Origin of the sequence: Duganella fentianensis (assembly GCF_009857835.1) — a bacterium.
Lineage (GTDB): Bacteria > Pseudomonadota > Gammaproteobacteria > Burkholderiales > Burkholderiaceae_D > Rugamonas > Rugamonas fentianensis.
In genome coordinates this window covers 996,543-1,018,929 of sequence record NZ_WWCL01000002.1, presented here as the reverse complement: position 1 = coordinate 1,018,929, position 22,387 = coordinate 996,543, and the positions used below count along the sequence as shown (strand labels likewise).

Genomic DNA, 22,387 nt, shown 5'->3' with positions numbered 1-22,387 from the left:
ATGAGAAGGCGGGAATGGCACAACACACTGCGGAGCAAGCGAGCAAACAGCCTGCGCATGGCACGGTAGCGGCGCAGGCTGCGGACAGCACGCAGGCGGCCAGCACCATCACCCACGCGGCGGGCCACCAGAATATGCAGCAGCTGATCCAGCTGCGCTGGATCGCCGTGGTGGGGCAGATCACCACGATTTCGATCGCCTCGCTGGTGTACGACGTGGCGCTGCCGATGGCGCTGATGCTCAATGTGCTGGCCTGCCTGATCGCCTTCAATATCGCCAGCACCCTGCGCTGGCAGGAAAATCAGGTGGTTTCGAACGGCGAGCTGCTACTGGCGCTGCTGGTCGATGTGGCCAGCCTGACGGCCCAGCTCTACCTGAGCGGCGGCGCCACCAATCCCTTCGTCTTCCTTTATCTGCTGCAGGTGATACTCGGTGCCGTGCTGCTGGAGCGCTGGTCCACCTGGGTGATCGTGGGCGTGACGGGCGCCTGTATTGCCGGTCTGGCCCTGTTCTCCCAGCCGCTCACGCTGCCGCTGGACCACGCCAACGGCATCTCCAGCCTGTACGTGCAGGGCATGCTGCTGTGCTTCGTGCTCGACGCAGCGCTGCTGGTGGTGTTCATCACCCGCATTAGCGACAATGTGCGGGCCAGTTCGGCCAAGCTGGCCGACCTGCGCCAGCGTGCGGCCGAAGAAGAGCACATCATCCGTATGGGCTTGCTGGCTTCCGGCGCGGCGCACGAACTGGGTACGCCGCTGGCCACGCTGGCCGTGATTCTCGGTGACTGGAAGCGTATGCCCGAGTTCAAGAACAATCCCGAACTGCTGGGCGACGTGGCGGAAATGCAGACCCAGCTCAAACGCTGCAAGAGCATCGTCAGCGGCATTCTGCTGTCGGCCGGTGAAGCGCGCGGCGAATCGTCGGCGGCCACCACCATCCTGACCTTCCTCGACGAGACGGTGGCCGAGTGGCGCTATGGCCGCCCTGTGGTGCAATTCATTTTCGACAAGCGCATAGCGCCCGATTTTCCCGTGGTATCCGATTCCACGCTCAAGCAGATGATCTGCAATGTGCTCGATAATGCGCTGGAAGCGTCGCCGCACTGGCTGCGGCTGGAAGCCTCGTGCGAGCAGGGTATGCTGGTGCTGCAGGTGACGGATGCGGGCCCCGGTTTTCCCGCGAATATACTCGCGCAGTTCGGTAAGCCCTATAATTCGAGTAAGGGCCGCCCCGGTGGTGGCCTTGGCCTGTTCCTGGTGGTGAACGTGGCGCGTACGCTGGGCGGTGCCGTTACGGCGCATAACCTGCCGCAAGGCGGGGCGGTAGTGCGCCTGACGCTGCCCGTATCGGCGATAGAAATCAAATCGGAAACGCAACAACATGACTATTGAACAACGCGTACTGCTGCTGGTCGAAGACGATGCAGCGTTCGCCCGTACGCTGAGCCGCTCGTTCGAGCGGCGCGGCTACAAAGTACTGCTGGCGGAAAATGTGGATGAAGCCAGCGCCGTGCTGGTGGAACATAGTCCCGGCTACGCGGTGGTCGATCTCAAACTCAAGGGCAATTCATCGGGACTGGCCTGTGTGCAGATGCTGCACCAGCACGATGCTGCCATGCTGATTGTGGTGCTGACGGGCTTCGCCAGCATCAATACGGCAGTGGAAGCCATCAAGCTGGGCGCCTGCCAGTATCTGGCCAAGCCATCCAACACGGACGATATCGAAGCCGCGTTCGAACATGTGGCAGGGGCGGCCGAGCTGGAACTGACCAATCGCGCCACCTCCGTGAAAACGCTGGAGTGGGAGCATATTCATACCGTGCTGGCGGAAACGGATTTCAATATTTCCGAGGCAGCGCGCCGGCTCGGCATGCACCGCCGCACGCTGGCACGCAAGCTGGAAAAACAGCGCGTCAAATAGGGGGCAGCCCCGGCCTCAGGCGGCGGCGAACAGCAGCGGGTTGAGTTCTTCGCCTACGTGGCTGCGCACGCAGTTGCGGCCGGCCCGCTTGGCCGCATACAGCGCTTCGTCGGCATGGCTGTAGATGGATTCGAAGCTGCTGCCGCATGCAGCCCAGCTGACGCCTACGCTGGCCGTGATCTGGCGGTTGATAGGTGCCGCGAACACCTGATCGGCTATCGCATCGCAGATGCTCTGGGCCACCGTCAATGCCTCGGCCAGCTCGCTGGTCGGCCAGACGACGGAAAATTCTTCCCCGCCCACGCGGCCTATGCTGGCCTGCGCTCCCAGTAGCCGCTGCAGACAGGCCACGACGGTCTGGATCACCATATCGCCGGCCGGATGGCCGAAATCATCATTGACCCATTTGAAGTGATCGATATCGAGCACGATCAGGGCCAGATCGCCCTGTGCCAGCGCCCGCGTGGCGCATTCGATGATGGCGCCGCGGTTCAGCGCACCCGTCAGCGTGTCATGCGTGGCGCGGTATTCCAGCTGCTGCGCCAGTTCGTGCAGCTGGCGGTTCATCTGGTTCATATCGAGTTCGGCGCGGTCGCTGCGGCGGATCAGGCGGCGGCTCTCGCGCATCAGGCGCTCGTAATGATTGATCAGGGCGGCCAGCGCGGCACGGGTATCGGCCTGCGCATCGTCATGGGCGGCGCGCGCCTGCGCCAGTGCCGCACTCTCCAGTGCGAACAGATCGGCTTCGGCGCGGGCGGCGGGGCGCTGCATTACTGGCCACTCACAGCATGGGCGCGGAAGTCCAGCGCGGCGAAATCGTCGCGCAGTTCTTCGCCGAATTCGAGGATGGTGTCATCATCCTCGTCGTGGTACCAGTTCAGGCAGACCTCGTTACCGGCCATGGCCGCCTGATTCAGCGCGTCGAAGAAGGCGAACAGCATCTTGGTGCTGGAGCTGTTGAAGTAGGCCAGCGAGACATTCACGCTGATGCTCTGGCCATCGCAGCCGGCCAGATACTGCTGCACCTGTTCGATCAGAGGGCTGTAGAAGGCTGCGGCATTTTCCGGATAGGATTCACCCTTGATCGACAGGCTATGCTGTTCAAAGCGGAAATCGACTTCCGGCGAGGTAGGGGTGGCGCAGAGATAGAGTGCTTGCATAACGGTTCCAGTACTGAATTAGATAATCGCCTTGATGCAGAACACCGTGGTGTCGGGCGCATGGGCTTCCTGCACGAATTCGAATTCGAGCGGCTCGCTGGCGTCGCGCGCCATGGTCAGAAAGCCCAGACCGGCGCCCTTGCTGTCGCTCGGGGCCTCGTCGCGCAAGGCTTTTTTATAGGCAGTCTTGATTTCGTCCATGGTCATGCTGTGCAGCGGCTCGAGACGCTGGCGTATGCGTTCCACATTGGTGCTGTCGACGGGATTGGCACACAGCAGGAAGAAGCTGTCGTCCTTCATGCCTATGCAGAACGAGCCACGGCGCATCTGGCCCGTGGTTTCCTGCCCCGGCGTAAGCGTGTCGGACGAGTAGTGCATGATGTTCTGCGACATTTCCACGAACGAGGAAAAGATGCGGCGCCGCGTAGGCCCGGCAGCACCGGCCGTATCCAGCCGTGCCTTGATGGTTTCGGAAATGGCGGCCACCACGTGCTGCGAGAAATAGCCCACGTAGAAGAAGATGATGTGGCGCTTGCGGGCCACATCCCAGAAGTCGTTGAATTCTTCGTACAGCAAAGGGTGCTCCTAAGGGCGGAAAACGAAAAAGGTCAGGTCGTCGCGGCGCGGCTGGCTGCCTTGCCACGCGAGGAAGTCCGCCAGCAGGGCGGCGCCAGCCTGTGCGGCGCTGGCGTGGCGCTGGGCCAGCAGGGCATCGCGCATGCGCCGTTTACCATAGGCGATGTCGCGGCTGCCGCCGATCTGGTCGATCAGGCCATCGGTGGTGAGCAGCAGCAGGCTGCCCGGTGGCACGGCCACGCTGATGTTGTGCCACTGGTAGTCGGCCGGCGTATCCGTATAGCCCACACCCATGCGGTCGCCGTCTATGCTCTGGATGGCAGCGCCATCTGCTTCGAGCAGGTAGAGCGCCATGCGCGCGCCTGCGTAATGCAGGGTGCGGCTGGCATGCTCATACCAGATGAAGCCGGCGTCCATGCCGTCGTTGGAACTGCTGGCGCCGCTGCTGCCGTCCTGCTGACCCAGCATGCTTTTGACACCGCGGCTGACTTCGGCCAGCAGGGCGGCAGGATCGGCTGGCCCTTGCTGCTGCAGAGCCTGCGACAGGATGGAGGAGGTGATCAGCGTCATGAAGGCACCGGGCACGCCATGGCCCGTGCAATCGGCAATCGCACCGAACCAGCCTTGCGGATACTGGGCAAAATGGTAGAAGTCGCCGCCTACCACGTCACGCGGCTGCCATTCGAGGTGGGCATCGGCCACCGCGGCGGCCAGCGCCAGATCGGAGGGGCGCAGCAGCGAACGCTGGATCACGCTGGCGTAGGCGATGCTGTGCATGATCTGGCGGTTCCGCTCGGCCTGCATATTGGCCACCACGTTCATCAGCTGCAGGCCGAAGCCGACGCCGGCCAGCCCGCCGTCGCGGCTGACGATGAAGCCGTCGGCCAGCGCTTTCTCGCCCGATTCGACGGCGCGGAAGGTCAGCTCCTCTATGCTCATGGCCGCATCGACGATCAGGGGATCCTTGTCCATGAAGGCGATGCAGCTCTTCTTGCCATACAGCTCGTGGTAATAAGGCTTGGACATCTGCGACAGGAAGATGTTGCGGCTGATCAGGCCTATCGGGCGGTCCTGCTCGAGCACGGGCAAGCTCATCAGCTCGCGCCGTTCGGTGAACAGTTCCAGCACGCCCAGATTGCTGGTGTCGGACGCGACCGACACCGTCTCCACGCACAGGTCGGCGGCAGTGGAAAGGCGGAAGCGCGGCAGATGGTGACGAGAAGCGTTGAACTCCACGGTGGGGTTTCCCGGTAATGGCTAGTGGTCGTAATGCTAATGGGAAATTGTTACCTGCTCATTACATAGGCCTGATGCACCAATAGTTTCCATGAGGTAATGATGGCGTCACATTTGCTCACTAGACTGCCGCCTGTTTCTCACTCAGTCCATCCCCTAGAAAACGCGATGAATATTCCCCGATTTAATACTGGTTTCCGTGTCATGGCCTCGTTCGGCCTGTTGCTGGTGCTGATGGCGTGCATGTCCGCCGTCGCGCTCTGGCGTCTACATACGGGTAATGCCAGTACTTCGATACTGGTCAATGAAAAACTGGCCAAGCAGCAGCTGGGCTCGGAACTGCTGGCCAGCGTAGAACTCAATGGCCTGCGCACCGTCTCGGTGGCGCGCGCCGACAGTCTGGAAGTGGCCGATCTGTTCCAGGCCCAGCTCGACGCTGGCGAAAAACAGCAGGCCCTGCTGGAACAGCGGCTGGCGCTGTTGCCTAGCGATGCAGAGGAGAGCCGTTTGCTGCAGCAGGTAGCGCGCCATAAGCAGGCCTATCTGGCCATGCGCAGCGAACTGTTCAAATTCAAGGACAGCGGCCGCATACAGGAAGTCGCTGATCTGCTGGAGCAGCGCATGCCGGCCGTGGCCGGTGCCTACACGGGCGCGCTGACGCAGCTGCTGGCCTATCAGAAGCAGCAGGCGCAGCAACTGGCCGAACACAGCGCCAGCCAGTTTGCCCTGAGCCGCCTGATGTTGCTGGTGCTGGGTGCACTGGCACTGGTCACCGGCGTGGCACTGGCCGTGCTGCTGACGCGCAGCGTGGTGCGCCCGCTGGAACAGGCCGTGGTGCTGGCGCAGCAGGTAGCTGCCGGCCAGCTGCATGGCAGCATCGCGCACCGGCGCGACGATGAAATCGGCAAGCTGCTCGATGCTCTGAGCCATATGACGCAGCGGCTGGCCCACACGGTGCGGCGCGTGCGCGACGGCGCCGACAGCATAGACTACAGCTCGCGTGAAATTGCGGCCGGCAATCTCGATCTGTCGCAGCGTACCGAACATCAGGCCGGCGCGCTGGAAGAAACCGCATCGGCCATGGTGGAACTGACCGAGGCGGTGCGCGCCAATAGCGGCAACGCCCGCACGGCCAATGCGCTGGCCGTGTCGGCTTCGGCAGTGGCCGATAAAGGCGGTGCCGTGGTGGCGCAGGTGGTGGCCACCATGCAGAACATCGATGCAGCAGCCCAGCGCATCGTCGAGATCACCAGCGTGATCGATGGCATCGCTTTCCAGACCAATATTCTGGCCTTGAACGCAGCGGTGGAAGCAGCGCGGGCCGGTGATCAGGGCCGTGGCTTTGCCGTGGTGGCGTCTGAAGTGCGCAATCTGGCCCAGCGCTCCGCGGTAGCGGCCAAGGAAATCAAGCTGCTGATCAACGAATCGGCCGAGCAGATTGCAGGTGGCAGCGCACTGGCGCACGACGCCGGCGTGACCATGTCGGAAATCGTTACGCGGGTGGGCGAAGTGGCCGGCATCATCGCCGCCATCAGCAGCGCCAGCAGCGCGCAGGAGCAGGGCATAGAACAGGTGAATGCGGCCATCTGCGAGATGGATGGCGTGACCCAGCAGAATGCGGCACTGGTGGAGCAGGCTGCTGCGGCCGCACAGGCCATGCAGGAGCAGTGCCGCGAAATGGCCCAGCTGATGGCCGGTTTCCGGCTCGACCATGAACCGGCGCGACAAGCCCATGTGCTGACGATGCCGCCACAGACCAGAGTGGCGCAGCGCAAGCTGGCGGCGTTGCCGCGCGCCGCCTGAAGCTCAGGTAGTGTGGCGGCGGGCCGGCACTACATCTGGTAGCTGGCCTGCAGCGAAATGCTACGGCCCGGCATGGGAATGTCGCCGGGCAGGGTCAGCCCCGGTGCCGGGCTGGGCTCGCGCACATTGGCGTTGAAGGCATTGCGGATGGCCAGCGTGTAGTTCCAGCGCTGGCGGCCGTAGCGGGTGGCGAGGGTAAAGTCGGCCGTGCTGTAATCGGCTATCGGTGCACGCAGATCGCCGAGCGCACGGCGCCGGCCGGCTACGTGGTTCAGCTGTGCCCCCAGCTGGTAGTCGCTATCCACACTCCAGTCGACCCGGCCCAGCAGATGGTGGCGCGGCGCAGCGCCTGCATCGGTGCCTGTGCGCTGGTCGATGGAGCGCTGCCAGGCGTAATTGCCGCTGAGCTGGACGGCGCTGGCCAGCTGCCACTTGCCTTCCAGTTCGACCCCGTCGCCACGCTGGTCGCCCGTGTTGGTATAGGTGGAGCCGGTGCCGGGCACGGGGTTCGCCACAGTACGGATGATGTCGTGCATATTGTAGTGGTAGAAGGTCAGGTTGGCGCTGGCGTTGCTGCTGAGCTGCCAGGCCAGCGCCAGTTCGGTGGTGGCATTGCGTTCCGGTTTGAGCAGGGGATTGCCCATGGCGACGGGATTGCTGATGCCATAGCTTTCGGCAAAGGCCGGAGCGCGGAAAGCGCGGCCGTACAGCAGCTTGGCCGTCAGGTCGTAGCTGGCATCCCACACCAGCGCCAGGCGGGGATTGGTGGTGCTGCCGAAATCGGAATAGCGGTCATGGCGCAGGCCGGCCGTCAGGTTCCAGTCGGTGGCCAGATTCCATTCGTCCTGCAGGTAGAGATAGTTGATGTTGCGCCGCTGCGGCCGGATGAAAGGCGAGCTTGCGCTGGTTTCTATCACGCCGGGCAGCGGAATCGGCAGGCCGTTGGCGGCGTAATTGAAGTTGCGGTACTCGCGCGTACGGTACATATCGATATCGTCGTGGCCCACGCCCAGCCGCAGGCGGTGCAACTGCCAGCCGCTGTAATCGGCATAGGCACTGGCGCGGTAAGTACGTTCCCAGGTTTCCGGCGCGGCGATCATGCCATTGGGGAAAGCACCGGTAGGGTAGACCAGTCCGGCCGGCATCAGCTGATACCAGGTAGGGATTTCCTGTGAATATTGCTGGCTGCTCACCGTAGCACCGGCACCCCAGTCGTGCCCGAGCTGGGCCTCGGTCCATGACAGGCTGCTGGTAATGCGCTCGGTTTGCTGGCGGCCGGTAGGATCGAGCGCCGAGGCTATGCCCAGACCCGTGCCCATATCGTAGCGGCGCTTGTAGCCGAAGCGGGCACGCCAGGCGCCATACTGCACGTCGAGATTGCCGTCCACCGCCTTGAGCTGGTTGTGGACCTCGCCCGGCGCCAGACTGGCGTGGGTGTTGAACAGTTTGTCGTTGCGGCTTTGCGCATCGGCCTCCACCAGATTGTGGTTGCCGTCGGTCTGGCCATAGCGCAGATAGCTGGCGATGGCCAGCGGCCCCAGCCGGGTGCCCTGCTGGAACCACAGCTCGCCCGTACCGAAGCTGGCGCCGCGCAGGCCGAATTCCGTACCGCCCACCTCGGCGGCATTCTTGGTGATGATGTTGATCACGCCGGCATAGGCATCCGAACCATACAGGGCCGAACCGGGCCCGCGCAGGATTTCGATGCGGGCAATATGTTCGACCGGATAGCCGCCCCAGATATTGCCCTTGTTGCCGATGTAGGCCGTGGTAATCGGTATGCCGTTCTGCAGCACCAGCACCTGCGGATTGAAGGCGCTGACGATGCCGCGCACTACATACAGGGGCGAGTTGCTGTTGGGGGCGCGGTTGACGTGGATGCCGGGCACCGTCTCGAGGATCTGGTCCAGCTCTGTGGCACCCATGGCGACGATGTCGGCCGCCGTAATGACGCTGGCCACGGCCGGCGCACGGCGCAAGCTCTGGCTATTGCCGGTGGCGATGCTGACACTGGCTGCTTCGCTGTAGGACAGGGCCAGGGCATCGTCATCGGAAACCGGGCCGGCCCAGGCCAGCGCGGTGCCGAAGAACCATGGCAGGGCAGCTGCCAGCGCGTAGCGCAAACGGTGAGGACGGGGCATATTCACGCGAAAAACTCCTGATGCGGTACTAAACGGGTAAAAGATTTCTGCGGCATGGTATTCCACCTTATTCCTGCGCGGCCAGCGAGTTGCTGCCGCGCGCCAGATGGGCGCGTATCAGTTCGGCGCACTGGCGCGCCGGCAGGGCGGGGCTCAGGTAGTAGCCCTGCAGCAGATCGCACTGGCGCGCGCGCAGGAACGCCAGCTGGGCTTCCGTCTCCACGCCTTCCGCCACCACTTCCAGCCGCAGGCTATGGGCCAGGGCGATGATGGCACTGACGATGGCCATGTCGTCGCTATCCTGCGGCACATCCTGCACAAAGGAGCGGTCGATCTTGAGGATGTCGACGGGGAAGCGCTTCAGATAGGACAGCGAGGAATAGCCGGTGCCGAAATCGTCGATCGACAGGCGCACGCCCAGCCCGTGCAGGCTATGCAGGGTTGCCAGCGTATCCTGGGCGTTTTCCATCAGCGTGCTTTCGGTGATTTCCAGCTCCAGCATGGCCGGCGGCAGGCCGCTTTCGGCCAGAATGCTGGCCACGGTGGCGCTGAAATTCTTTTGCAGCAGCTGGCGCACCGACAGGTTGACGGCTACGCGCAGGTCCGGCATGCCTTCCGCGCGCCAGCTTTGCAGCTGGGTGCAGGCGCTGCGCAGCACCCATTCGCCGATAGGAATAATCAGCCCCGTCTCTTCTGCCAGCGGCACGAACTGGTCGGGCGGGATCAGGCCGCGTAGCGGATGGTGCCAGCGCAGCAGCGCTTCCATGCCGAGGATGCTGCCATCCTGCATGCGCGCCTGCGGCTGGTAATACACTTCCAGCTGGTGACCCTGCAGCATGGCGTGGCGCAGATCGCTTTCCAGCCGCACGTGCTCGGAGATGGACAGCTCCATCGACGCTTCGTAGAACTGGAAGCCGCTGTTGGTGCGCTTGGCGCGGTACATGGCACTGTCGGCATGCTTGACCAGGCTGGCGACATCGAGCCCGTCGTGCGGATACATGGCGATGCCCACGCTGGCCGTGACGAAGATATCGTTGCCATCGATGGGGAAGGGCGCGCTCAGGGCGCGCACGATATTCTGCGCTGCCGTTGCCGCAGCGGCGGGGCTGTCCAGATGGTCGAGCACCACGGTGAATTCATCGCCGCCCAGCCGCGCCACGGTGTCGTCGTCGCGCACGGTCTGGCGTACCCGCTGGGCTACGGCCTGCAGCAGGCGGTCGCCGATGTGGTGGCCCAGATTGTCGTTGACGTATTTGAAGCGGTCCAGATCCATGAACAGCACGCCCAGCTGCTGCTGTTGCTCGCCTGCGCGGCTGATGCGCTGGGCCAGCAGATCGAAGAACAGGGTGCGGTTGGGCAGATTGGTCAGTACGTCGTTGTAGGCCAGGTGGCGGATGCGCTTCTCGGCCCGGTTGCCTTCGATAATGCGGCGTACCCGCTGCGACAGCACGGCGTAGTGGATGGGCTTGGGGATGTAGTCGCTGGCGCCGGCCGCAAAGGCTTTTTCGACGGAAGCATTGTCCTGCAGTGCGGTGATCATCAGCACGGGAATCTCGCTGCCATGGGGCAGCTGCTGCATGCGGGCGCAGGCCGTAAAGCCATCCATGACGGGCATCATGGCATCCATCAGGATCACGTCGGGCTGCCACACGGCCAGCATGGCCAGCGCCTGCGCGCCATCGGCCGCTTCTTCTACCTGGAAGCCGTCGCGCTGCAGGGTATGGCGCAGGGTGCTGCGGGTGCTGCGATCGTCGTCGACGATCAGCACCTGGGCCAGGCTATCGTCGTGCTGCTCGAGCGCGGGGGAAATGACACGCAACTGGGCCTGCAGGAAGCCGGCCAGCGCGGCGTATTGACTGCGTAGCGGCACCAGCAGCGGCGCCAGCAGCTCGCCCTGGCCGCGTGCCGCATACTCTTCCACCTGCTGGGCCAGCTGGGCCAGCGCTTCTGCGCCCAGATTGGCGGAAGCACCTTTGAGCGTGTGGGCACGCTCGCGCGCCAGAGTGAAGTTCCCTGTGGCCAGAGCCTGCTGCACATCGTCGATGCAGCGCGGCGCATCTTCCAGATACGGCTCGATGGCCTGGGGCAGGCTGGCGCCCAGCACCTGGCATAGCGGCTCGAACACGGCGCGGTTGACCGGACAGGGGCCGGCGCTATTCATCGCCACGGGCTGGGGCGGCGGCAGCACATCCAGTAGCGGCAGCCATTTTTCCAGCTTGCGCCGTAGTTCCACCAGCGTGATGGGCTTGGCCAGATAGTCGTCCATGCCGGCAGCCAGACATTTTTCCGCGTCGCCCGACTGGGTGTTGGCCGTCATGGCCAGCAGCGGCGTACGGCGTCCGCTGGCCAGTTCGGCCAGACGGATATGGGCGGTGGCTTCGTAGCCATCCATTTCCGGCATGCTGCAATCCATCAGGATCAGATCGAACTGTTCGCGCTGGGCGGCCCGCACGGCTTCGGCACCATCGGCCGCAAACACGCAGGCGCAGTCATTCAGGGCCAGCATGCCGGCTGCCACCATCTGATTGGTACGGTTGTCTTCGGCCACCAGTACGCGGAAGCGCGGTGGTGCGGAGACGGCCTGGGCCGGCTGGCTGCGCGCTAGCGCCGCAGGCAATGCAGCGCTGCCATCGTCGGCCGCCGTAGGCAGGGCGCGCGGGGCGGGCGCGGTACTGGCGCTCTGGCATTGCATATCGAAGCTGAAGCAGCTGCCCTGGCCGGGGTTGCTCTCCACGCTGATCTGGCCGCCCAGCAGCTCCACCAGCTGTTTGCAGATGGCCAGTCCCAGTCCTGTGCCGCCGTAGCGACGCGTGGTCCCTGTCTCCGGCTGGACGTAGGCGTGGAACAGGCGCTGGCAGACGTCGGCGCTCATGCCTATGCCGGTATCGCGTACGCTGCAGTGCAGACGCATGGCGCCAGCGTCGCCGCTCACATGCAGGCTGACGCTGATCTCGCCCCGCGCCGTGAACTTGATGGCATTGCCTATCAGGTTAAGCAGGATCTGGCGCAGCCGCATGGCGTCGCCCGTTACATGACGCGGTAATTCGCCGGCAGCCTGCCAGCTCAGGCGCAAACCTTTCTGGCTGGCCTGCGGTTCCAGCAGCTCGATCACCTGATCGAGCAGGGCAGGCAGGTCGAAGGTATTCGGTTCCAGCGTCAGCTTGCCCGCTTCCAGCTTGGAAAAGTCGAGGATGTTGTTGATCAGTTCTATCAGGGTATTGGAGGAATTCCAGGCCACGTCGACCAGTTCCTGCTGGCGCGCCGAAAGCCGGGTTTCGCGTAGCATGTCCAGCATGCCGACCACGCCGTTGAGAGGTGTCCGCACTTCGTGGCTGACGGTGGCGGCAAACTGGGCTTTCAGCTGGGCCAGATTGATGGCCGCATCGCGCGATTCCTTGAGTTCGCGCTCGCGCTGTTCCAGCACCACCATCATCTGGTTGAAGGCCTGCGCCATATCGATCAGGTCGCGCGGGCCCGAAGGGCGGGCACGCATGCCCGACTCGCCCGCTTCGGCGCGCCGCATCAGCTCCGACAGTGCATTGAGCGGGCGTATCATATGGCGCGTCAGCAAACGGCCCACGCCCAGCACCAGCACGGCAAACGACAGGGTGAGTACCAGATTGCCCAGCAGCAGAGAGTTGGTCAGGCTGTTCAGCGTGCTTTTGGCGATCTGCACCTGTACATAGCCCTGCACCTGCGGCCGGACATCCTGCGGATCAAGCGGCGAACTTTCTGCCTGCCCGCCGAACACGGGCGCAGCAAACAGCCAGCTGCGGCTATCTTCGCTGATCAGGCTGGGACGGGCCGGCAGCGCAATACCGGGCGCATGCAGGGCCGGCTGACCGGCCGGCGTTTCGCTCACCAGCACACGCTGCTGGGCATCCATGATCTGCACGGCGCTGACATCGGGGAAGGCCAGCGTGGTGCTGACCACTTCGCGCGCATTCTCCGGCGAATGGAACAGCAGGGCCAGGGTGCTCTGGCGCGCCAGATTTTCGGCGATGCGCTGGCCCTGACCGATGTAGTAATCGCGCATGCGCACATTGGCCTCGCGCGCATTCATCAGGGCCGAGAACACGGCCAGCCCGAGGATGGAGCTGGCAGCGATCAGCATTAACTGGCGCTGGAAGCCGGTGCGGCGCAGGAATAGACGGAGCGACTGTATCATGGTGTGGCGGCGCGGCGTGGCAGGGGGCTGCACGCGGCCGGCTGGGCGGCACGCAGCTTAGAGTTCAGGGAAGATTGCATCGAATTGCCTTTGTTGTGCGGTGCTCAGGTGTAGCCCGAGGTGGCTGGCGGTACGCGTGTTGAGTGCGCTGCTGAGCGCGCGCAAGGGCGTCAGGCCGCGCCGTATGGTTTCGCCATTCTGCAAAGCAGTGGCAAGCTGGGCAAGATCGTGGCCCAGCTGTACATTATTCGGATACATGCCGAACAGCACACCCTTCTTGACGTGTAACACGCTGCTGGAGAACACGGGCAGGTTGCGGCTCCACGATTCCTTCAGAATCATGGGCAGGATGGTGGTTTCTTCGACAGTGGTGGCATCCTGCGGCAGCCAGAGCGCATCGCGCCGGCCATCTGCCGTACTGAGCAGGGCTTCGTAGGCACGGGCGGCGCTGGCCAGATCGGTGGCTTCCAGCGCGGAGAAATCCAGCCCCTGGGCGCGCGCCGCATCGCGCGCCAGCCGGATCTGGGCTTCGCTCGTCTGCGGGTGGTAGACCACCATCACGCGGCGCACGGCAGGCAGCACATTTCTGAGCAGGCCGAACAGCAGCGCCGGGTCGGGCATCATGCTGATGCCGTTCAGCTGCTCGCCTTCGGCTCCGGGATTGACGCCGCCTATCACCACCGGCGTGCCCGCTTCCAGCGTGGCGGCCACTTTCATGCCTTGCCTGCCCAGCGCGATGACGGCCTTGCTATTTTTCAGGCTGGCGCGCAGCTCGCTGCCATCGGCCAGCTGGCCCACTACAATAGCGCGGGGGCGGCTGCGGGTCTGTTCTTCCACGCCTTGCAGAATTTCGCTGACCACGTTGCGGTAGGGACCATTCAATTCAGGGTGCAGCACGGCCAGCGTCTGCCCGTGCGCCAGCCTGCCAGACAGGCACAGCAGCAAAACAGGGAGCAGGCGGAGAACGGCGGCAGGGGTCAAGGCGGCTTGCGGACGGAAAAAGGGGTGCAGCGAGAGTGTACACTTTGCCAACCATAAATCATCAATAGATATATTCTATGACAATTCTGCAAGCGCTTCCACTTGGGTTACACTAGCGCTGGCTACAACAAACTCACCGCAACCCATGTCCCGTTCCCGTCCACCTCTGCGCATGCATGCGCTGGTCTGGCCCTTGCTGGCAGAACTAGGCCTGGCCATGGCTATCAGCCTGGCTGGCACGGCACTGGCCGCCCGAAGTTCGGATGCGGCCGGTGCTGCTTTCGCCATCACCAGCCAGGTCACAGCCATGTTATTCCTGCTGTTCCGCATCATCGGGGCCGGTGTCAGCGTGGTGGTGACGCAGAAGCTGGGTGCGCAACAACATGATGCAGCGCAGAGAGTGGCGCGTGCCGTGGTCGGTGCCAGCAGCTGGCTGGGCGGGATTTCGGCGCTGCTGGGCTGGCTGGCGGCCGAGCCCTTGCTGCGCCTGCTGAACACCCCGGCCGAAGTGCTGCCGCTGGCCGTGCCGCTGCTAAAAGCGCTGGCCCTGGCCATGCTGTTCGATGCCTGGAATGCTGCCATGGCCAGCGTGATGCGGGCCCATCTGCGGACCCGTGACACCCTGCTGGTACTGGTGGCCATGCATGTCTGCCATCTGGCGCTGGCACTGCCGCTGATGTTCGGCTGGGGCGGCTTGCCGTCCATGGGCTTGCCAGGCTATGCGCTGGCGCTGACGCTGAGCCGCATGCTGGGCCTGATGATGCATCTGATCGTGTGGCAACGCCAGTTAGGCATACGCTTGCTGCCACATGACTGGTGGCGCTTGCCGCGCGCCGAACTGGCTGCCGTGCTGCATATCGGTCTGCCCGGCGCAGCTGAAAACATCGCCTGGCGGCTGGCTTTCATGGTCAGCGTGGCGACGGCGGCGCAGCTGGGAGCCACGGCGCTGGCGACCCAGGCCTATGTGCTGCAGGTGATGGCAGGGGTGATGATGTTCAGCATCGCCAGTGGCCTGACCGTGGAAATCATGGTGGGCTATCTGATCGGAGCGGGCCGGTTGCGCGAGGCACATCAGCTGGTCAAGCGCACGCTACTGCGCGGCGCACTGGTCGCGCTGCTGATTGCAGCGCTGGCGGCGCTGGCCGCCCGTCCGCTGCTGGGCTGGTTCAGCAGCGATCCGGCCATACTGTCTGGCGGTACCATATTGCTGTGGCTGACGGTGCTGCTGGAGCCGGGCCGCACCTTCAATCTGGTGGTGATCAATGCCTTGCGGGCGGCCGGTGATGCCCGTTTCCCTTTGCTGGCGGGTGCGCTGTCCATGCTGCTGGTACTGGCTGGCGGCAGCTGGCTGCTGGGCGTGGTGCTGGGCTGGGGCTTGCCCGGCGTGTGGCTGGCGTATGCGGCGGATGAATGGATACGGGGTCTGATCATGTGGCGCCGCTGGCAGACGCTGGCCTGGGTGCCGCATGCGCGCCAGGCGCGCAAACAGCTGGTGCCGCTGGTGGTGCTGGAAGGCTGATACGGCAGGCGCAAACAACAACGCCCGGCTGAGCCGGGCGCGCGGCAACTGCCATCAGACGGCGGGCTTACTGTACCGTCAGTATCACTTTCACGGTATCGTCGACCTGCGATTTCTCGATGTAGCCGATGGCGCTGACGTCGGCTGCCACGGCTTTTTTCACCTCGGCGCTGGAACCCAGTTCTTTCGGTGCCGTGGCTTTACCCGTGAACACCAGCTTGGACCAGATGGCTTTGACCTGGGTGGCGTCCTTGTCCAGCACCTTTTTATAGAACTCGTTGCGCAGCGGACCGTCCGTGTGTTCGATAGGGGTGAACAGGGTCGATTTGCCGAGGAAGAACTGGCCCGCCTGTTCGCTGAACATGCGGGTAGCCGGGTTCTTGGGATTGACGATGACTACGATCTCGGCAGCGAACAGCGGCGCAGCTGCCATACCGAGACCGAGCGCGAGCAGAACTTTTGCAATGGCCGTTTTCATAGAGGCTCTCCTTAGAATACGAAATCGATGCCGGCGGCATACACATTGACGCTCTTGCCTGCCAGTGCAGGTTTGGCATTGACGAAGTAGCCAGTGCCATCACGGGTGCTGATGTGATCGATCTGGAACTTGAATGCTGCCGATTTGTAGAAGTCCCAGCGCACGCCGATGGCCGTGGTGGATTGCAGACCAGCCTGGATGGCACCATTCGCGGCTGCCGTCAGACCGGCCAGCGGACCCGTGGTCGGCAGGCTGGCGAAGCTGCGGATGCTGTCCTGCTTGACGTTGCCGTGCATTACGTAAGGCAGGAATTTACCCATGCGGTAGCCGGCCATCAGGTAGTAGGAGCTGGTGTCCTGAATGGCGCGGGTTTCCGTCTTGCGCTTGGCATATTCGCCCTGCAGTACGATGTTGTTGTAATCCATGGAAATGCCGGCCGAGGTGAACGTGCCATCGATATCGTGCAGCGGCAGTTCGGCGACCACCGAGCTCAGGCCGTATTTGTTCAGCGCGGCCAGCAGGGCGTTCAGGTTGGCGTTGTCATACACATTGACTTTGGCTTTGGCATGACCGAGACGGTAGGTGAAGGGACCGTTTTCCAGTACCAGCTGGGCCGAGACGGCCGGCTTGAATTCCACATCGTAGTTGCTGGAAGCGTGGAAGCGGGTGCGGCCTACTGCCAGCTGGCCCGTCACCGTGGTATCGCCGAAGCTGTGCTGGTAGAGGATGTCGCCGCCATCGATATTGTCGGCCGTTACCTGACGGTAGACTTCGTTCGGGGCGCGCATCATGATGTTGGCATAGCCCACATTGCGCACGTCGGAAATCATGTAGACGGGCAGGCCGATGCGGCCTACGCGGAAGGAGATTTCATCGCTGACCTTGTACTTGGCGAAGGCCCAGGCCATTTCGCCGCTGAACTGGTCGCTAGGACCGTTCTTGCGTACCAGACCCTGTGCCGTCAGCGACAGGCTATCGCTCAGTTTGGCCGTCATCTGCAGGCCCAGATTCGAGTCCACCCCGGTGCGTGCGCTCTTGCCGGCGCCGCCCACCTGATTGACCCGGTTGAACAGGCCATCATTGGTGTCTGTCATGGTCAGCGCGCCTGTACCGAAGCCGCTGATGGTGATAGGCAGACTGTCGTCCGCGTGGGCCTGAGCGGCCAGTGCGCCAAGTACGGCCAGTGCCGTCAAGGCCAGTTTGGGTTGCTTCATCGTCATTTCCTCCCGTTGATCTCGTTGTGTTTTGTTCTGTGTTGTCTAGGACGCAGAGATAGTGTGGCTTGTGGCGGTGAGTTTGTGTGAGAATCAGCGCGAAATGTGACATTTTTGTTGTGGACAGGCAACGATACGTGGCGCTGCCGGGCGAAAATTTGGGCAATTTCGCCAATTGCGCCGCCAACATGTCCGTTTTCAAGGCAATTCTTGATCTTGCGCAGATGAATGCGCCATGGTGAAGATGTAACAATTGAACATTTCACAATGCAAGTTACTGCAGGGAATCTGTGTGCCTCAGGTGGGGCGGCGCGGTGGCAGATTACGCCGTATGGTACGCAGCATCTGGTCGATATCGACCGGTTTGGCGATGAAATCGTTCATGCCGGAAGCGATGCACTGCTGCCGCTCCGACTGCATCACGCCGGCCGTCATGGCCAGCACGGGCAGCGACAGCTTGAGTTCCGAACGGATCCGCATGGTCGCTTCGAAACCATCCATTTCCGGCATCTGCACATCCATCAGCACCAGATCGAAACGCTGGCTGTCGGTGCGCAGCAGATCGAGCGCCGCGCGGCCGTTGTCGACGGTTTCCAGCGTGGCGCCGGCGTAGCTGAGCATGCTTTGCGCGACCAGCTGGTTGAGCGGATTGTCTTCCACTAGCAGCAGGCGCACGCCATCGATGCGCAGCGCAGCCACGGCGCCCAGATCGGCGCTGGCGGCCGTGGTGGGGGTGTGGCGCAGCGTGCTACGCAGGGCGTCGTACAGGCGGGCCGGGGTGACGGGCTTGAGCAGGGTAGCGTTGGCCAGCTCGGCTTCGCGGTGCTGCAGCAGCTGGCCCTGACCGTAGGCACTGGTCAGCAGCACGATGGCGGGGCAATCGACAGGGCGGGCCGCGCGGATGGCCTGCATGGTTGCCAGCCCGTCCATGCCGGGCAGATTCCAGGCCAGCAGGATGGCATCGAAACTGGCCTGGCCGCTGCCGAGCAGCTGCAGCGCCTGCTCGCCGCTGCTGGCGTGGCTGCAGCGCCAGCCCAGGCTGGCGATATTTCGTTGCAGGTAGTCGGCCGCCAGTGCATCGGCTTCGATCAGCAGCACATGCTGGCTGGGCAGTGGCGCGTCGTCGCTGGCGGGTGGCATGCCGTAGCGTAGCGGGATGCGCAGGGTGAATACGCTGCCCACACCGGGAGTGCTGTCGACCTCGATTTCACCGCCCATCAGCGCGGCTATCCGGCGCGAAATCGCCAGACCGAGACCGGTGCCGCCGAAGCGCCGTGTCATCGAAGCATCGGCCTGCGAGAATGGTGCGAACAGCAGGCTGCGCTGTTCCTGCGGTATGCCGATGCCGGTATCGCTGACGCTGAAGCGCAGCGTCACCGCCTCGCCACTGGCGCTGGCCCGTTCCACCAGCAGGGCGACGCGGCCTTTTTCCGTGAACTTGATGGCATTGCCGACCAGATTGACGAGGATCTGCTGCAGCCGGTGGCTGTCGCCGCTCAGGGCCTGCGGCACGCCGGGATCAACGCCGATGGCCAGTTCCAGATTCTTTTCGCTGGCGTTGACAGTCATGATGGTGGCCACGGCATCCAGCACACTTTGCAGGCTGAACTGGACAGGCGCCAGCTCCATCCGGCCCGCTTCGATCTTGGACAGATCGAGCACATCGTTGAGGATGTTGAGCAGGGCCGTGCCTGAGCTGCCTATCATGTCCAGATATTTCTGCTGTTCGGCCGACAGGGTGGTGTTGTTCAGCAGCTGGGTCATGCCCAGCACGGCGTTGAGCGGGGTGCGGATCTCATGGCTCATATTGGCGACGAATTCCGACTTGGCCCGGCTGGCCGCCTCGGCCAGATCGCGCGCCACGATCAGCGAAGCTTCCGATTCGCGCAGTGCCGCAGTCTTTTCTTCCGCCAGTGCGCTGGCATAGGTCTGGCGGGCCGTCAGCGCCCGGACCACGCCGAAGAACAGCAGGCTGATGATGGCACCGGCCAGCAGTACGATGTGCGATTTTTGCCGGTCTATGCTGTTTTCGAAGGCGGGCAGCGAGGTTAGCCGCAGAGTCCAGCGGTGCCGCAGCAAGTCCAGCGGCAGCAGGCGCTGATAGGGATTGGGGTATTGTTCCAGCTCGGCTGGCTGGCGGCTGTCGCTGGCATACAGCAGATTGCCGGCTGCCGTGCTATCGCCATCGAACACTTCCAGCATCAGGCCATCATCGGCCGGCCCCAGCAGGCCAGCCAGCATCTCCTCGGCGCGGATAGGGCTGTAGGAAAAACCGTTCAGTGCGTCCATGCGCAGCGCGGCCGCAGCACGGCCACGGGGAAGCTGGGCCTGCTGGTGGTAGATGGGGAAATACATGAGGAAGCCGGGCTGGCCCTGGCCGGGGCCCTCCTGTACCAGCACGACCCGTCCCGTCAGTACGGGTTCGCCCAGCCGTGCCGCTTCCAGCATGGCCTGACGGCGTATCGGTTCCGACATCATGTCATAGCCGAAGGCGCGCAGATTGGCGCCGCTGGCCGGTTCCAGATACAGCACCACACCGGCAGCCGGACCGGGGCTGGCACCGGGCAGGCTCCAGATATGGAAATCGCTGCGGTCGTGCTGGCGGATCTGGGCTTCGGCCTGCTCGCGCTGCTGGTGCGGAATCAGTGCGGCATAGCCTAGCCCCAGCATGCCGGGCATGCTGTTGCGGATATCCAGCGCTTCAGTGAAAGCATGCCATTGCGCCCGCGTGGGCTCGGCTTCGACGCGGAACAGGGCGCGTGCACCGCGCAGGCCGGACGCATACAGGTCCATGCGCCGGCTGATGCGCTCGGCAATATCGGCCGCACGCCCATCGAACTGGTCGCGCGCACGCCGCTCCGTACTCAGCGCTACCAGCTGCCACACCACCACCGTCAGGGCGATGCCGGCCAGCAGGGTGGCCCAGTGGGCGGCGTTCTGGCTGCGCATACGGTCCCGGGCACGGTGTCTTTCGTAGTCGTCGGCGCTCAGTACCATGCCGATCACGCTGCACAGCACTACATAACTGGCCAGCGCGATCAGGGCATCGTTGAGCGTGCCTACGGCGAATGGTCCCAGCCCCCGTATGGTGCCCAGCACGGCGCCGGCCGCGATCAGCAGGCAGCACAGACTGGCGCCGCGCTGGGCGTAACGCTGGGCCGCCCAGGCCACGCACAGTATCAGCAGATAGGGTAGCCAGCCGTCGCCCTCGCCGGCGCTGTACTGGCGCGCGAAGATGGCGGCTATCATGGCCAGCAGCACCAGTACGGACAGGGCGGCCTGCCAGCTCAGGCGGTAAGCCCCCTGGGATGGGCGCCATGCCAGCAGGGCCGGGGTGACCAGCAGCACGCCGGCCATATCGCCCACCCACCAGGTCAGCATCACCGTGGGCAGGGCGGTCCAGCTGACCAGGCCGCCCAGATACAGCACGCCGCTGCCCAGTACGGCAGCCAGCACGCACATGAGCAGGCCGATCAGGGCAAACTTGTAGACGTCCTGTAGCTGGGAAAACGGTTGGCGTACGCAGGCGTAGTGGCGCGCCAGCCAGACCCCGGCGGCAGCTTCCAGCGTATTGCCGGCGCCTATCAGTAGCGAGATCAGGTTGGTGGACAGGTCGGGCGCCAGCCCGTTGCCGACGAAGGTGGCCAGATTGGCAAATGTGGCGCCTATCAGTATCGCGGGCCAGACGCGGTAGCCGAATGCCAGCATGGCAGCAAAGGCGATACCGGAAGGCGGCCAGACGGGCGTGGCATTGCTATGCGCGAAGGCCAGCAGCAGGCTGGCACGGGCGAACAGGAAATAGCATGCTGTCAGCGCCATCACCAGCGCCAGATATGGCAGTCTGGTGGTTGCGGTGGAAGGCTGTGCGTCTGGCATGGCTGTCATTGCGCTATCTGGTTGGCAAGCACTATACGCTGTTCGGGTGCTGCTGTGGCGGAAAGTGGATGCCAGCGGGTACTGGCATCCCGGCCGCCGCTTTACTTGGCGCGCCGCGGCTGCACCAGGGCAGCGGCCTGTTTGGCGTGCTGGCGTGCCGTGTCCACATCGGCGGCGCTGGCCAGCGCCACCCCCATGCGCCGGCGCGCAAACGATTCCGGCTTGCCGAACAGGCGGATATCGCTGCCCGGCACGGCCAGCGCAGCGGCCACGCCTTCAAAGGCGATGCCGACCGCATCGTGCTGGCCATAGATCACGGCCGAAGCACCGGGCGTACGCAGGGTGACATTCACGGGCAGGCCGAGGATGGCTTTGGCATGCAGTTCGAATTCGCTTTGCACCTGGGTGGCCATGGTGACCATGCCGGTATCGTGCGGGCGCGGGCTGACTTCGGAGAACCACACCATATCGCCCTTGACGAACAGCTCGACGCCGAACAGGCCCAGTCCGCCCAGATCGGCCGTGACTTTGGCGGCGATCTCGCGCGCCCGCTCCAGCGCCAGCGGCTGCATGGCGCAAGGCTGCCAGGATTCGACGTAGTCGCCCTGTACCTGTACGTGGCCGATAGGATCGCAGAACTGGGTCTGGATCTGGCCATCGGCGCCGATGGAGCGCACCGTCAGCAGGGTAATTTCGTAATCGAAATCAATGAAGCCTTCAACGATGACGCGGCCCGCATCGACCCGGCTGCCGGCGGCGGCGTAGTCCCAGGCGGCAGCCACTTCGGCCGCGCTATCGATCTTGGACTGGCCTTTGCCGGACGAGGACATGACGGGCTTGATCACGCAGGGGAAGCCGATTTCCGCCGTAGCGGCCTGCAGTTCGGTCAGGCTGCTGGCGAAACGGTAGGGCGAGGTGGCCAGACCCAGCGTTTCGGCAGCCAGGCGGCGTATGCCTTCACGGTTCATGGTCAGCTGGGCAGCGCGGGCGGTGGGGATGCAGGTGATCTTGCCGGCCTGCTCCAGTGCAGCCAGGGCATCGGTGGCGATGGCTTCGATTTCCGGCACTACCAGATCCGGCTGTTCCTGCTCGATCAGGGCGGCCAGTGCGGCGCCGTCGGTCATGTTGATGACATGGGCGCGGTGCGCCACCTGATGGCCCGGTGCGTTCGGATAGCGGTCCACGGCGATCACTTCCACGCCCAGGCGCTGCAGCGCGATGATGACTTCTTTGCCGAGTTCGCCGGAACCGAGCAGCATGACTTTGGTAGCGTTGGGCGCCAGCGGCGTGCCGAAAATGCGGGGAGTATTCATGG

The 22,387-nt window shown here is 63.9% G+C and carries 15 protein-coding genes; 4 read left to right on the top strand and 11 right to left on the bottom strand.

From position 1 onward, the window contains the following. The first annotated feature begins 14 nt into the window (after window positions 1-14). Both GTP23_RS12375 and GTP23_RS12370 read left to right on the top strand, forming a co-directional pair. Window positions 15-1,391, top strand: coding sequence for an ATP-binding protein (locus tag GTP23_RS12375; RefSeq protein WP_161035393.1), 1,377 nt, complete (start codon window positions 15-17; stop codon window positions 1,389-1,391). Continuing rightward, a complete protein-coding gene (locus GTP23_RS12370; RefSeq protein WP_155436039.1) occupies window positions 1,381-1,920 on the top strand; it encodes a response regulator transcription factor in 540 nt (179 codons plus the stop codon). The genes GTP23_RS12375 and GTP23_RS12370 overlap by 11 nt, the downstream gene beginning before the upstream one ends. A gap of 15 nt (window positions 1,921-1,935) precedes the next feature. Here the strand turns inward: GTP23_RS12370 and GTP23_RS12365 are convergent, their stop codons facing one another. The 4 genes from GTP23_RS12365 to GTP23_RS12350 are packed head-to-tail and all read right to left on the bottom strand — an operon-like array spanning window position 1,936 to window position 4,892. Beyond that, window positions 1,936-2,691: a GGDEF domain-containing protein gene (locus tag GTP23_RS12365; protein ID WP_161035392.1), complete on the bottom strand. Its 756-nt coding sequence runs from the start codon at window positions 2,689-2,691 to the stop codon at window positions 1,936-1,938. Then, window positions 2,691-3,080 (bottom strand): DUF1987 domain-containing protein, encoded by a 390-nt coding sequence (locus tag GTP23_RS12360; protein WP_161035391.1) that lies wholly within the window; start codon window positions 3,078-3,080, stop codon window positions 2,691-2,693. The genes GTP23_RS12365 and GTP23_RS12360 overlap by 1 nt, the downstream gene beginning before the upstream one ends. Window positions 3,081-3,098: 18 nt before the next feature. Beyond that, complete coding sequence (locus GTP23_RS12355) at window positions 3,099-3,656, bottom strand: SiaB family protein kinase (RefSeq protein ID WP_161035390.1); 558 nt, start codon at window positions 3,654-3,656, stop codon at window positions 3,099-3,101. A 9-nt stretch (window positions 3,657-3,665) separates the two neighbouring features. Then, a complete protein-coding gene (locus tag GTP23_RS12350; RefSeq protein ID WP_161035389.1) occupies window positions 3,666-4,892 on the bottom strand; it encodes a SpoIIE family protein phosphatase in 1,227 nt (408 codons plus the stop codon). A 168-nt stretch (window positions 4,893-5,060) separates the two neighbouring features. On the opposite strand from GTP23_RS12350, the gene GTP23_RS12345 reads away from it, so the two are divergent. Further along, entirely contained in the window at window positions 5,061-6,695 is a 1,635-nt protein-coding gene (locus GTP23_RS12345; RefSeq protein WP_161035388.1) for a methyl-accepting chemotaxis protein, read from the top strand. Between the two features lie 29 nt (window positions 6,696-6,724). Here GTP23_RS12345 and GTP23_RS12340 read toward each other — a convergent pair whose 3' ends face one another. The 3 genes from GTP23_RS12340 to GTP23_RS12330 all read right to left on the bottom strand — a co-directional run bounded on the left by GTP23_RS12340 (window position 6,725) and on the right by GTP23_RS12330 (window position 13,985). Next, on the bottom strand, window positions 6,725-8,836 hold the full coding sequence (locus GTP23_RS12340; RefSeq protein WP_161035387.1) for a TonB-dependent receptor plug domain-containing protein: 2,112 nt from the start codon (window positions 8,834-8,836) through the stop codon (window positions 6,725-6,727). Window positions 8,837-8,903: 67 nt separating this feature from the next. Then, entirely contained in the window at window positions 8,904-13,037 is a 4,134-nt protein-coding gene (locus GTP23_RS12335) for an EAL domain-containing protein (protein ID WP_371866905.1), read from the bottom strand. A gap of 24 nt (window positions 13,038-13,061) precedes the next feature. Beyond that, window positions 13,062-13,985 (bottom strand): ABC transporter substrate-binding protein, encoded by a 924-nt coding sequence (locus GTP23_RS12330; protein WP_161035386.1) that lies wholly within the window; start codon window positions 13,983-13,985, stop codon window positions 13,062-13,064. A 145-nt stretch (window positions 13,986-14,130) separates the two neighbouring features. Between GTP23_RS12330 and GTP23_RS12325 the strand changes: the two genes are divergently transcribed. Further along, the gene (locus tag GTP23_RS12325; RefSeq protein ID WP_229256057.1) at window positions 14,131-15,504 is read left to right on the top strand and encodes an MATE family efflux transporter; all 1,374 of its coding nucleotides are present in this window, start codon (window positions 14,131-14,133) and stop codon (window positions 15,502-15,504) included. A gap of 67 nt (window positions 15,505-15,571) precedes the next feature. Here the strand turns inward: GTP23_RS12325 and GTP23_RS12320 are convergent, their stop codons facing one another. The 4 genes from GTP23_RS12320 to purT form a co-directional block, all read right to left on the bottom strand. Continuing rightward, window positions 15,572-15,982 carry a type 2 periplasmic-binding domain-containing protein gene (locus GTP23_RS12320; protein WP_161035385.1) on the bottom strand — a complete coding sequence of 137 codons (411 nt, stop codon included), beginning with the start codon at window positions 15,980-15,982 and terminating at the stop codon, window positions 15,572-15,574. Between the two features lie 11 nt (window positions 15,983-15,993). Continuing rightward, on the bottom strand, window positions 15,994-17,196 hold the full coding sequence (locus GTP23_RS12315) for a porin (protein WP_161035384.1): 1,203 nt from the start codon (window positions 17,194-17,196) through the stop codon (window positions 15,994-15,996). A gap of 297 nt (window positions 17,197-17,493) precedes the next feature. Next, window positions 17,494-21,081 carry a CHASE domain-containing protein gene (locus tag GTP23_RS12310; RefSeq protein ID WP_161035383.1) on the bottom strand — a complete coding sequence of 1,196 codons (3,588 nt, stop codon included), beginning with the start codon at window positions 21,079-21,081 and terminating at the stop codon, window positions 17,494-17,496. Between the two features lie 92 nt (window positions 21,082-21,173). After that, window positions 21,174-22,385, bottom strand: coding sequence for a formate-dependent phosphoribosylglycinamide formyltransferase (gene purT / locus GTP23_RS12305; RefSeq protein WP_161035382.1), 1,212 nt, complete (start codon window positions 22,383-22,385; stop codon window positions 21,174-21,176). Window positions 22,386-22,387 lie beyond the last annotated feature (2 nt).